The organism is Nocardia sp. NPDC004722, from assembly GCF_053601505.1.
Genome location: NZ_JBSGBY010000273.1, coordinates 1 through 10896 on the forward strand (window position 1 = coordinate 1; position 10896 = coordinate 10896).

The 10896-nt window shown below is 66.9% G+C and carries 13 protein-coding genes; 9 read left to right on the forward strand and 4 right to left on the reverse strand.

What is annotated here, in order from left to right; genetic code table 11:
• A partial coding sequence (locus ACWELQ_RS24760) for a hypothetical protein (RefSeq protein ID WP_452399434.1) occupies positions 1-234 on the reverse strand: 234 nt, incomplete at its 3' end.
• 125 nt (positions 235-359) lie between these two features.
• Here ACWELQ_RS24760 and ACWELQ_RS24765 point away from each other — a divergent pair.
• The 4 genes from ACWELQ_RS24765 to ACWELQ_RS24780 all read left to right on the forward strand — a co-directional run bounded on the left by ACWELQ_RS24765 (position 360) and on the right by ACWELQ_RS24780 (position 2885).
• The gene (locus ACWELQ_RS24765) at positions 360-881 is read left to right on the forward strand and encodes a MarR family winged helix-turn-helix transcriptional regulator (RefSeq protein ID WP_452399435.1); all 522 of its coding nucleotides are present in this window, start codon (positions 360-362) and stop codon (positions 879-881) included.
• Positions 882-982: 101 nt separating this feature from the next.
• Positions 983-1351, forward strand: coding sequence for a hypothetical protein (locus ACWELQ_RS24770; protein ID WP_452399436.1), 369 nt, complete (start codon positions 983-985; stop codon positions 1349-1351).
• Complete coding sequence (locus tag ACWELQ_RS24775; RefSeq protein WP_452399437.1) at positions 1348-2229, forward strand: NmrA family NAD(P)-binding protein; 882 nt, start codon at positions 1348-1350, stop codon at positions 2227-2229. Before ACWELQ_RS24770 ends, ACWELQ_RS24775 begins: the two co-directional genes overlap by 4 nt.
• Positions 2226-2885, forward strand: coding sequence for an NUDIX domain-containing protein (locus ACWELQ_RS24780; protein ID WP_452399438.1), 660 nt, complete (start codon positions 2226-2228; stop codon positions 2883-2885). Before ACWELQ_RS24775 ends, ACWELQ_RS24780 begins: the two co-directional genes overlap by 4 nt.
• Positions 2886-2899: 14 nt before the next feature.
• On the opposite strand, the gene ACWELQ_RS24785 is transcribed toward ACWELQ_RS24780, so the two are convergent.
• A complete protein-coding gene (locus ACWELQ_RS24785) occupies positions 2900-4027 on the reverse strand; it encodes a M48 family metalloprotease (RefSeq protein ID WP_452399439.1) in 1128 nt (375 codons plus the stop codon).
• A gap of 178 nt (positions 4028-4205) precedes the next feature.
• On the opposite strand from ACWELQ_RS24785, the gene ACWELQ_RS24790 reads away from it, so the two are divergent.
• Together ACWELQ_RS24790 and ACWELQ_RS24795 are read left to right on the forward strand one after the other, a co-directional pair.
• A complete protein-coding gene (locus ACWELQ_RS24790) occupies positions 4206-5366 on the forward strand; it encodes a hypothetical protein (protein ID WP_452399440.1) in 1161 nt (386 codons plus the stop codon).
• A 39-nt stretch (positions 5367-5405) separates the two neighbouring features.
• The gene (locus tag ACWELQ_RS24795) at positions 5406-6161 is read left to right on the forward strand and encodes a type 1 glutamine amidotransferase domain-containing protein (RefSeq protein ID WP_452399441.1); all 756 of its coding nucleotides are present in this window, start codon (positions 5406-5408) and stop codon (positions 6159-6161) included.
• 53 nt (positions 6162-6214) lie between these two features.
• Here the strand turns inward: ACWELQ_RS24795 and ACWELQ_RS24800 are convergent, their stop codons facing one another.
• A complete protein-coding gene (locus ACWELQ_RS24800; RefSeq protein ID WP_452399442.1) occupies positions 6215-6469 on the reverse strand; it encodes a hypothetical protein in 255 nt (84 codons plus the stop codon).
• Positions 6470-6680: 211 nt separating this feature from the next.
• Here ACWELQ_RS24800 and ACWELQ_RS24805 point away from each other — a divergent pair, with 211 nt between their 5' ends.
• Positions 6681-7277, forward strand: coding sequence for a hypothetical protein (locus tag ACWELQ_RS24805; protein ID WP_452399443.1), 597 nt, complete (start codon positions 6681-6683; stop codon positions 7275-7277).
• A gap of 242 nt (positions 7278-7519) precedes the next feature.
• Here ACWELQ_RS24805 and ACWELQ_RS24810 read toward each other — a convergent pair whose 3' ends face one another.
• The gene (locus ACWELQ_RS24810; protein WP_452399444.1) at positions 7520-8977 is read right to left on the reverse strand and encodes a dihydroorotase; all 1458 of its coding nucleotides are present in this window, start codon (positions 8975-8977) and stop codon (positions 7520-7522) included.
• 138 nt (positions 8978-9115) lie between these two features.
• Between ACWELQ_RS24810 and ACWELQ_RS24815 the strand changes: the two genes are divergently transcribed.
• Positions 9116-10303 (forward strand): CaiB/BaiF CoA transferase family protein, encoded by a 1188-nt coding sequence (locus ACWELQ_RS24815; protein WP_452399445.1) that lies wholly within the window; start codon positions 9116-9118, stop codon positions 10301-10303.
• Positions 10300-10896 (forward strand): cyclase family protein (locus tag ACWELQ_RS24820; RefSeq protein ID WP_452399446.1); only part of this gene is annotated, 597 nt, incomplete at its 3' end. The genes ACWELQ_RS24815 and ACWELQ_RS24820, both read left to right, overlap by 4 nt.

Here is a 10896-nt window from a genome sequence, read left to right on the forward strand (position 1 = left end):
GGTCGGACCGCTGTCATTGCCGTAGTTCTGGAAGCCGAGACCGTCGACGGCGGGCCGGAACCCGGAGTCGGCCACGAGCCTCCCGGTGGGCGTGGAGTCGGGCTGGCTCCCGCCCGTCGCCGAACCCTTCGCGGGCGCGGTGCCCGCAGGTGTCGCCGCCGGAGTGGAACCGCAGCCCGCCACCGCCAGCAGCAGTATCGCCGCCGCGGCCCGAAGCCTGGATTTGTTGCGCATGCCGAGAGCCTCGCAGGCAGTACATCATCGATCGATCACGGCGAAATCATCGTCGGTGCGGCAGGCTATGAGATCTCCCTCGCACCGGCTTTGACGGTGAAGTAGTTAGGTGCCATATTAGTTGCATGGTGACCGACCGGTCGAGCATCGACTCCCCCACCTTGGCGCAGGCTCGCAAGCAGATTCGGCGGTACGGGCTGGAAGGCGAAGCCGATCCGCAGGCGGTGCTGGTCGCGGTGCGACTGCTGGCGGCCGGAGCGAAACTCGGGCAGGCGTCGGAGAGCCACTTCGCGCGATTCGGGTTGTCCACCGGGCGGTATCGGCTGCTGGCGGCATTGGAGGACAGCGATGGGGAGCTCGCGCCCTCGCAGCTCGCGGCCATTCTCGGCGTCACCCGGGCGACGGTGACGGGGCTGATCGACGGGCTCGAACAGCAAGGGCTGGTGTGCAGGCGCGCCTCGGTCGAGGACGGGCGCGCGGTGGTCGCGGTGCTGACCGCCCGGGGCGCGCAGAAGCTGCGAGAGGTTGCGCCGGAGCATTTCAGCCGATTGCAGGAGATGGTCGGCGGGCTCACCCACGCCGAGCGGGCGACGTTTCTCGAGCTGCTCGAACGCATCAATCAGGGCATCGCCGCACTGACCGACTGAGATCGGAAAGCTGTCGAGGCGCTGTCCCATGACCATATAGTTAGGTGCCTAATCAGATGGACACTGTGACCACGAGCAATCGATTCGTGCTGTGGTGGGAGGTGCTGATCGCCTATCTCGCGCCCGCGATCTGTGCCGGTGCGGGTGGAATCGCGACAGGCCGTGCGGATCTGCTGATCGCCGCGTTGACATCGATCGCGGGGACGTCGGCGGTGGTCGCGTGGACGATCGGAATGTGGTTGCGACACAGCGGGATCCGCTACGTGGGATTGCGGCATGCGCCAGTGGTCCCGGTCGCGGTGACGTTCGGGCTCGGGGCCGCCGCGATCGCTACGGCAATTACTCAACTACTCGCCTTGGTACCGGCGTTTCCGGGCCGGATCCGGATCGATGTCCCGGTCGCGGCCTCGATTGCCGCCGTGATCATCACGGCGCGCTGGTGCTCGATCCAACGGAAGGAAGACAGATGATCGTCGTCATGGGAGCCACCGGCGCGACCGGGAACGCCTTGGTGCATCGGCTCGCCGCTTCAGGGGTGCCGTGCCGGGCGCTGACCCGGCAGCCGGATCGGCTTCGTGCCACCGTGAATGCGGGTGCCTCGCTGGACGTCCGGTACGCGGATGCGACCGACCCGGCGTCGCTGCATGCCGCGTTCCAGGGTGCGAGCCAGCTGTTTCTGACCATGGTCAACCAGCCCGATCAGGTCGAACTCGAAACTCGCGCCATCGAGATCGCCGCCGAGCGCGGCATCGAACACATCGTCAAACTCTCCGCACCGGCGGCGGGGCCGGATTCACCGGTGGCCATCTCGCGATGGCATTATTCGATCGAGGAGGTGTTGCGGGGCATCGGGGTGCGGCACACGATTCTGCGGCCGTACGCGTTCATGCAGAAGTTGCTGCTGCTGGGTCCTCAGATCGCGGGCGGCGTCATCGTGGGGACCATGGCTGAGGCGGCGTGCAACTACATCGACTGCCGGGATATCGCCGATGTCGCCGCAGCTGCGCTCACTCGATCTGAAATCGCCGGGGGTACTTACACTCTCACCGGATCGGAGACCTACAGCTATCCGCGTCTTGCCGAAGTATTGAGCAGCCTGCTCGGCACTCCGGTCCGCTATGTCGATCTGCCGCCCACCGACTTCCGCGCACAGCTCGTCGAACGCTCCGGTATGCCCGGCTGGCTGGCCGACCATGTCACCGAGATCCAGCGGATGGCCATCGATCGGCCGGAGTATCCGACCGATACCGTCGCGACGATCCTCGGCAGACCCCCACGCACACTGGAGTCCTTTCTGACCGAGCACCTGAATGCTTTCGCGCACACCGCGATCGGGGGCGTGCGATGACCGCCGGCGTCGACACCCCGGATCGCCGCGGCCGCACCGGATTGCACCTGCATGGCCGCGACCTCACCGGAAATCCGCACGTCCGCATCCACGACGTCGAGGTGCTCTCCAGCAATTGGTACATCCTGCGCAACACCACCTTCGACTACCAGCACAGCGACGGCCACTGGACCCGCGAGCAGCGCGAAACCTACGACCGCGGCGACGGCGCAACCATCCTGCTCTACAACACCGAACGCGAAACCGTCCTGCTGACAAGCCAATTCCGCCTACCCGCCTACGTCAACGGGCACCCTGACGGCATGCTGCTGGAAACCGCCGCCGGACTCCTGGACGGCGACAGCCCGCTCGAAGCGATCCGCCGCGAAGCGCAGGAGGAAACCGGCCACCGCATCGGCGAGGCCCAACCGGTATTCGAGGCCTTCATGAGCCCCGGCTCCGTCACCGAACGCCTCCACTTCTTCGCCGCCCCCTACGAACCCGCGGCCTCCCCCACCGGCAGTCACGGCGTCGCCACCGAAGGCGAGGACATCACCACCGTGGAAATCCCCTTCCCCCAGGCCCTCAGCATGATCCGCACCGGCGACATCGCCGACGCCAAAACGATCATGCTCCTGCAATGGGCCGCACTCGACGGACCGTTCCGACACCGCTAGCGGCCCGCCGTCGGTTACCGACGTCGCTTGGCCGCGAGGTGATTCGGAGTCGGGGCGGTCATGGTCCACAGTCCCAGCCGCCACAGCGGGCGGCGCACGGCCCCGCCGAGCCGTTCCAGCCATCCAGGTCCGGGTGGATCTTGTCGGCTCGAGTAATTGGCGAGCATCCGGGCCTCGAGGGCCGCCCATTGCCGATCCGGCCATGGATCGGACAGGCACATGGTCAAACACGCCAAGACCACTCGGCTCCCCAGGCTGTTCATTCCGCGTGGACGTAAACTCGCCGGTCGGTTCGTGCGCAAGATAATGGAGCGCACGCCCGGGCCGGCACCCAGATCCACCGCCACCCGGTCGGCGTTGAGCTGATTGCGACGCCGGACCGCACGCTGCCCGACCATCTGCACCGCGGCCGCCGCCATCAGCGCGGCGGCGGCGACCGTGCCGAACAGCGAACACAGCAGGACCGACAAGCCGAGCAGGACACCCAGATCGGCGGAAAGAACGGCCACGGGCTGGAGCAGGCGGCGGCCGCGCGTCAGCCACCCGGCCACACGCCCGACCACACCGACCAGGTTCCGAAGTAGCCCGCCGTACCACCAGGACAACCGGTACCACAGTCCGCCGGCGTCGCCGACGAGATGGCCGATCTCGTGACCCAATAATCCGCGCAGTTCCATCGAGGTGTAATCGCGCACCGCCTCGGCCGACACGACGATGAGACCGTCGGGGTAGGCCGACCCCAGCGGTCGCGGCGAATCCCACACCCACACCGCATAGGTCGCGTCCGCCAGCCCGAGATTGCGCATGTTCCGGTGCCAGCCGGGATCCAGCACTTCGGCTTCCGCGGAGGTCGGTCGACGGGGTAGCCGCGGATGACTGCCGGGGACAGGATCGCTCGGACCTGGGAAACGAGTCAGCAGCAGGGGGATGGATCCAGACGAGAGCCACACACCCGGCACCGCGTAGGCCGCCCACGGCGCGAGCAGATCACCCAGTCGATACAGCAGGAGCGCGGTGAGCAGAGGGATCGGCCAGGATACGAACAACATTCCGATGGACCAGGGCAGGGCCTCGCGCCGAAGTTGCCTGCGGTAGGCGGCGCGGGCGGCGGCATCGGCGGTTCCGAGCGAACGAATGATCATGAGTGCCACCGACATTCGGCGCGCTGCCGGATACCAGCTGTCATCGGTCCCCACCCCTGACACAGAACAGCGTCTGAAACACCAGGATAGCCACGAGGTATCAGGAATTCACGCCCCGATCCCGTGAGCGGACGGGGCACCTCCGGGCGGGAACAGCGGCTGCGCATAGGTTTGACGGGTGGAGCGTGAAACCTTGCGCGAGCGGCTGGCGGTCGCCGCCGCGTCGGCCCGGGACTTCGCCCGGAAATACGTCCTGGAGGACCTGCCCGCGCCGTTGGTGTTCCGGGTTCGGCTCAACCAGTCCTTCGACGGACATCCCCCGGCATCGCAAGAGGCCAGATTCCCGGAGGACAGCGGCTACGACCGGGCTGTGGCGTTACGCCGGTGCGACTTCGACACCGTGGTAGACGAATTGTGGCGCGACGGGCGGGTTCCCGAATGGGTGAACGTCACCGCGATCGGAACGACCGGGGCGGCAACGCTCATCGAGCTCGTGTGCTGTGGACGGTTCACCGCCGACGCGGACCGGCTCTACCACCGGCACGAGGGCAACCCGCCGTTCCATGTGCTCGGGCCCACCCTGCCACCGCTGCACGACGGCAACCGGTTCAGCATCCACCGGCGCAGTGAATGCTGGGACACCGACGACCTGAACATGATGATCGGTGCGGCCGAACAGGTGTGGGCGCTGACCCTCATGACCGGCGAGTTCGACGACGCCATGCTGTCCGCGGTGCCGGAGCTGCCCGCCGTGGAGGTCATCGAGCACCGGAGGTGCACGCTCGGCAACGATGCGCTGGCAGCCTTCTCCCGCTTTCCGCAGCTCCGGCATCTGCGCCTGTACCTGTCGGACGGCGACGACTTCCACCTCGGCGGCGGCGCCCACCTCGACGCGCTGACCCACCTACAGATCAGCAATCTGCCGAATCATCCATGGGGCCAAGCGGTTTTGTCCGACGCCGCGCCCCGGATCACCGCGCTGAACCTCAGCGGCCGAGATGCCATCCGGCTCGACGGGCCGTTGTCTGCGACGCTGCGCGATCTACAGCTAAGCGCGACTCGAGTCGCAGGTCCAGGCCGACTCCCGCATCGCCTCGAGAATCTCGGGATCCATCTGAGCGGCGGCACCGACCAACTCGTCGCCGCACTGCTGCACGACATCACGGTCAACACGCTCAGCTTGCGCGACACACCGGTCACCGACGCGATCCTGCCGACTCTCGAACGCCATGATCTGACCAGCATCGACTTCGTCGGCACCCAGGTCACCCCGGTGGCATTGGCCGATTTCCACGCCCGCCACCCGGGTACCAGATTGCAACCACCGCCACCGGAGTAATCTCTCGCATCGACGATGGCACCCTGCGAGGATGCTGTCATGCGCGTGCTGATGCCCGTACCCGACACGGATTTCGATGTCACCGAGGTCGCCGTGCCCTGGCGGATACTCACCGACGCGGGACATGACGTCGTCTTCGCCACCGAGCGCGCCGGGACCGTGCCGCAGGCGGATCCTCGGCTGTTGACCGGGGTGTTGTTCGGGCAGTTGGGCGCCGAGGACGAGCCGAAGCAGTTCTACCGTGAGCTCACCGAATCTCCGGAATTCCGTGCCACCACGGCCTGGTCGGATCTCGAGGTCGAGCAATTCGACGGCTTGGTCCTGCCCGGCGGTCACGCCCCCGGCATGCGTCAATACCTCGGGTCCGAGGTCCTGCACGAGCAGATCGCCAAGTTTTGGGCGCTGGAACGGCCCGTCGGCGCCATCTGCCACGGGGTACTGGTGCTGGCCCGCGCGCAGGACCCTGCGACCGGCCGCAGCGTGCTGGCCGATCGGCGCACCACGTGCCTTCCGAAGTACATGGAACGCAGTGCCTACTTCCTGACCGCTTGGCGTCTGGGCCGCTACTACCGCACCTATCCCGCCTACGTCGAAGACGAGGTCAAGGCCGCTCTCACCGATCCGCGAGCGCAATTCCAGCGCGGCCCAACCGAACTCGTGCGCCGCGGTACCGCCACCGACGACACCCCAGCCTTCACGGTCTCCGACCGCAACTACCTCTCAGCTCGCTGGCCCGGCGACGCCTACCTCTTCGCCCACCACTACCTCGCCCTCCTCATCGCAACCGACGGCTGATACGAGGGGGCGCGGTCGATCGAAGGCGGTTGGTGGATTGTTTGGTGTAGGGATCAGTACGCGCAGCCGGAGTCGATGACGATTTGGTTGGCGATCTCGGCGGGGAAGCCATATTTGTTGCTGAGGGCGACGCTTGCGGAGCCGGGGCCGCCGCCGTTCGCGATGATTTCGCAGGCTTCCCGGTACGCGAACGCGAAACCGGGGTTGGGTTCGGCATTGGCGGCTGCGCCGGAACCGATGAGGATCGTGGTCAGTGCGGCCGAGCCGATTGCCGGGAGCTTCCAAGCGGTGCGCATGACGCCCATCATGCCGAGGCACTGATCAGTATGGCAAACCAGCGGCAAATGCGACCATTGAAACGCCCGGCAGGTCGATGTCCTTGGACGACAATCGAGGCAAGAATCCGGGGGTCACAACGGCAGCCGTCGTGGGCTGAGCCTAGAAGCGGTCCACTGGCACCTCGCACCGCCGCCTCGACTCTCTACAGCCTCCTGTCAATCAATGCACTTGGGGGATCCGATGATCAGCGTTCTCGTAGCCGGAGTCGGAGTCCTGGGCACCGTGCTGGGTGTGGCCTTGACGGCATACATCGGAGCACGGACCGAGACTCGTCGGCAGGCCGCGATCGAGCGACAGCAAACCCGACAGGACCTTTTCCAGCGGGATAATGATGTTCGGGAGCTACAGATTGAGCACATGCGGTGGCGGAGAGAACATCGCCTGGCCGCCTACCTCGATCTGATCACAGCATCGAATACCGCCGATCGAGCCAACCAGCAATACTTCCGCGAATTGTTAGTGACCTCCGAATCGATCCCTGCAGACCAGGCTCGCCTGACCGAGATTCGCCAGCACTTCAAGCACGCCGAGCACCTCTCATACAAGGTGATACTCGAAGGACCACCCCAGGTCGCCCAGGCAGCACAACAGTTGATCGATGCCCTTGCCAAGGTCATCAGGGAAGTACGCGAAGCCGCCCAGGCCCCTGACGGCGAGACCGATTCCACTGCACGACGTGCAGCAACCGAAGCGGCCGGTTGGGCCTATCTGGATGTGCAGCGGAAGTTCCTCGCTACCGCGCGAGACGCCCTCGACGAAATCACCAGCCTATCGTGACGTCGCGCCAACGTCACAACTCGGCCGCATGCAGTAATACCCTGTGCCACAATGGACTTCGCGGACGGGGCGATTACCAATTCTCGGTACTGCGCAGCGGCTGTCGGGAAGGGTTCACGCAGCGCTGTGGCCGCCCGGCCCGACCCTGAACCTACGCTGGGTCAGCACGCTCGAACGCCTCGCACCGGCATGCGCGTTCAGCCGAAGGTACCCCGGGGAACTGTTCTGAGCGCCGAGTGATCTCAAGCCCGGCGTAGGTATCGGCCGCGGGGTTCGCCCGTGATGTGACCGTCGGTGAGGATGCGTTGGCCGCGTAGGAAGACGGTGTCGACCCGCGCTGTCATTTCGAAGCCCTCGAAAGGCGTGTATTCCTGGGCGGATTCGGAATCGGCGGCACGCACGGTCCAGGTCGCGCCGGTGTCGAGCAGAGCGATGTCGGCGTCGAAGCCCGCCGCGATGTCACCCTTGCTCGTCAGTCCATAGCGGCGGGCCGGGTTCCAGGACGTGAGCCGCGCGATGTGCTGCGGGCTGAGCCCGCGCTTCAGGCCTTCGCCGACCAGGCCCGGCAGCAGGTATTCGGCCCCGCCGAACCCGGACTTGGCCAGGAAGACGTCCTGCCGATCGGCGCCGAACTTCTGCTCGTCGCGGCAGCAGGCGTGATCGCTGACCACCCAGTCGATCTCACCGGCCAGCACGTGCCGCCACAGCGCCTCGACGTCGGCGCGCTCCCGCAGGGGCGGATTCACCTTGCCACCGATGCCGTGCGCGGAATCGACATCGGCGAGCAGGTGCCCAATCGTGACCTCACGCCGGAAATCGATGTGCGGGAACGCCTTCGCCATGCGCAGCGCCGCGTCCACGGCTTTGGCCGACGACAGGTGCAGCAGATTGATGGCGGGAAAGCCGGTTTCGTGCGCCAGATACGAAGCGGTGGTGACCGCCAGCCCCTCCGAATGCGGGGGGCGCGAGGCGCTGTAGGCGCGCAGCCCGGTGAGCACACCTTCGCGTTCCACGAGTTCGGTGTACGCGGCCATGATCTCGGCGGTCTCGCAGTGCAGCGACAGGGTGACGACCTCTCCGAAGCGCTCGCGCGCCCGCCGCAGTCCTCGCATGACGAATTCGAAATGCGCCAGATCGTAGCGTTCCTCCGGCGGGATCATCAGGAACTCCGCTTGATCGCCGGCGCGGCCGTGCAGTCCGTGTCCACCGTAGAACATGAAGATCTTGTACGAGGTGATGCCGAATTCCTCGATCAGGTAAGGGATTTCGTCGATGTGCTCGCGTGTCATGGGCGCGAGGTGGATGGCGTGGTCGACGTAGGAGCGCCCGGCCATGCGGTTCAGCACTTCGGGCACGAAGTCCCGGTAGGAGCCACCGCGATTGAGATAGTAACGGCCGGTGCGCAGATAGCTCATCGAGGTGGTGACACCCCCTTGCGCGCACGCGCGGCTCTCGGTGACGGTGTCGTCGGACAGCTCCGAGTAGATCCCCCAGTGCTGGTGTGCGTCGACCACGCCCGGAAAGGCCAGCCGCCCCTGCGCATCGACCACCTCGCTCGCCGAGGCCGCCGAAATCCCCGGTGCGACAGCAGTGATCACGCCCGCGGTGATCGCGATGTCGAGGTGTTCCGGCTCGACGGCGTCCGGCGCCCCGGGACGGACGACACGAGCGTTCCGGATCAGCAGATCGATCTCCACCACGACTGACTCCAGTTTCCTTGTGCGAAACATCTTTACCAATACGCCGATCATGGCAGTAGGATTCGCTGGTAGTCAACGTCTGTACCATTGCCATAGTTTCGCACTGCGAAACACGCTGGCCAGGTTAGGAGTTCAGCAATGACCGGTCCACTCTCGGGAATCCGGGTCATCGACGCGGCGACACTGTTCGCGGGCCCACTGGCCGCCACCATGCTGGCCGACTTCGGCGCGGAGGTGATCAAGATCGAGCATCCGAGCGGGGATCCGGTGCGTGGCCACGGAGCGGCGCGCGACGGGGTGGGCCTGTGGTGGAAGATGCTGGGGCGCGGCAAGAAGTCGATCACCCTGCACCTGGGCACCCCCGACGGCCAGGAGCTGTTCCGCCGCATGGCCGCCGACGCCGATGTGGTGATCGAGAACTTCCGGCCGGGCACCCTGGAACGGTGGGGACTCGGGTATTCCACACTGCGGCAGCACAATCCGCGCCTGGTGCTGGCCCGGGTGACCGGTTTCGGGCAGTTCGGTCCCTATGCGCATCGGCCCGGGTTCGGCACGCTGGCCGAGGCCATGAGCGGTTTCGCGGCCATGACCGGCGACCCCGACGGCCCGCCCACCCTGCCGCCGTTCGGGCTGGCCGACGGAATCGCCGCGCTCACCACCGCTTTCGCCGTCCTGACCGCGCTGCGCGCCCGCGACCGCGACGGCCACGGCCAGCAGATCGATCTGGCCATCGTCGAGCCGCTGCTGACGCTGCTGGGCCCCCACATCCTCGCCTACGACCAGCTCGGCGAGCTGCCGCGCCGTACCGGCAATCGCTCCGCCAACAATGCCCCGCGCAATATCTACCGCACCGCCGACGACGGCTGGGTCGCGGTCTCCACCAGCGCGCAATCCATCGCCGAACGCGTGCTGCGGCTGGTGGGCCGACCCGAATTCCTCAGCGCGCCCTGGTTCGCCACCGGGGCCGGGCGCGCCGCGCATGCCGACGAGCTCGACGCCGCGGTCGGCTCCTGGATCGCGCGACGGCCCACCGCCGAGGTGCTGCGCGCCTTCGAACAGGCCGAGGCCGCGATCGCGCCGGTCTACACCGCCGCCGACATCGTGGATGATCCCCAGTTCCGCGCACTCGAAGCGATCGTCACCGTGCCCGACGACGAACTGGGCCCGATCCGTATGCAGAACATCCTGTTCCGGCTCTCGGACACCCCCGGCGGCATCCGCTGGAGCGGGCCCCCGCTGGGCGCGCACACCGCCGAGGTGCTGGCCGCCTACGGCGTCGACGATCCGGAACTGACACGGCTGCGCGCGACGGGAGTGATCCGATGACACCTCGAAATCCACTGCTGGAAGCCGTCTCCCGCGGAGTCGAGTTGATCGAGCTGGGCCAGCCGTTCTTCACCGGCATGCCCTGCTCGCCCAACCATCCCGGATTCCGGATGACCTTGATCCGCCGCCACGGCGACATGGTGCGGTCCGACGGCGGTTCGGCCGCCAACGAGATCATCGTGACCGGCGGGCATGTCGGCACCCATATCGACGCGCTCAGCCATGTCAGCCACGAGGGCCTCCTGCACGGCGGCGTCGCGGCCGATCACGCCCAGCGCGGCGGGGTGTTCCACGAGCACGGTGCCGAACACCTGCCCGGCCTGCTGCGCCGCGGGGTGCTGCTGGACGTGGCCCGCGTGCACGGGGTCGACACGCTGCCCGGCGGCTACGAGATCACCGTCGAGGATCTGCGAGCAGCCGCGAAACACGCAGGGACGCAACCGGGATCGGGCGACGTGGCGCTCGTGCGCACCGGCTGGTCGCGGCTGTTCGAGGATCGCGACGCGTACCTGGGCGCGGCGGCCGGCGTGCCGGCGCGGCCGTCCTCGGTGAGGGTGAAGCGTTCGCCGAGCACGTCCAGGAGTTCGGCGGCG

Bases quoted from the DNA above. Each gene is read 5' to 3' on its own strand.
- ACWELQ_RS24765 (WP_452399435.1), top strand. From the start codon at position 360: ATGGTGACCGACCGGTCGAGCATCGACTCCCCCACCTTGGCGCAGGCT.
- ACWELQ_RS24775 (WP_452399437.1), top strand. From the start codon at position 1,348: ATGATCGTCGTCATGGGAGCCACCGGCGCGACCGGGAACGCCTTGGTG.
- ACWELQ_RS24780 (WP_452399438.1), top strand. From the start codon at position 2,226: ATGACCGCCGGCGTCGACACCCCGGATCGCCGCGGCCGCACCGGATTG.
- ACWELQ_RS24785 (WP_452399439.1), bottom strand. From the start codon at position 4,027: ATGATCATTCGTTCGCTCGGAACCGCCGATGCCGCCGCCCGCGCCGCC.
- ACWELQ_RS24795 (WP_452399441.1), top strand. From the start codon at position 5,406: ATGCGCGTGCTGATGCCCGTACCCGACACGGATTTCGATGTCACCGAG.
- ACWELQ_RS24800 (WP_452399442.1), bottom strand. From the start codon at position 6,469: ATGATGGGCGTCATGCGCACCGCTTGGAAGCTCCCGGCAATCGGCTCG.
- ACWELQ_RS24805 (WP_452399443.1), top strand. From the start codon at position 6,681: ATGATCAGCGTTCTCGTAGCCGGAGTCGGAGTCCTGGGCACCGTGCTG.
- ACWELQ_RS24815 (WP_452399445.1), top strand. From the start codon at position 9,116: ATGACCGGTCCACTCTCGGGAATCCGGGTCATCGACGCGGCGACACTG.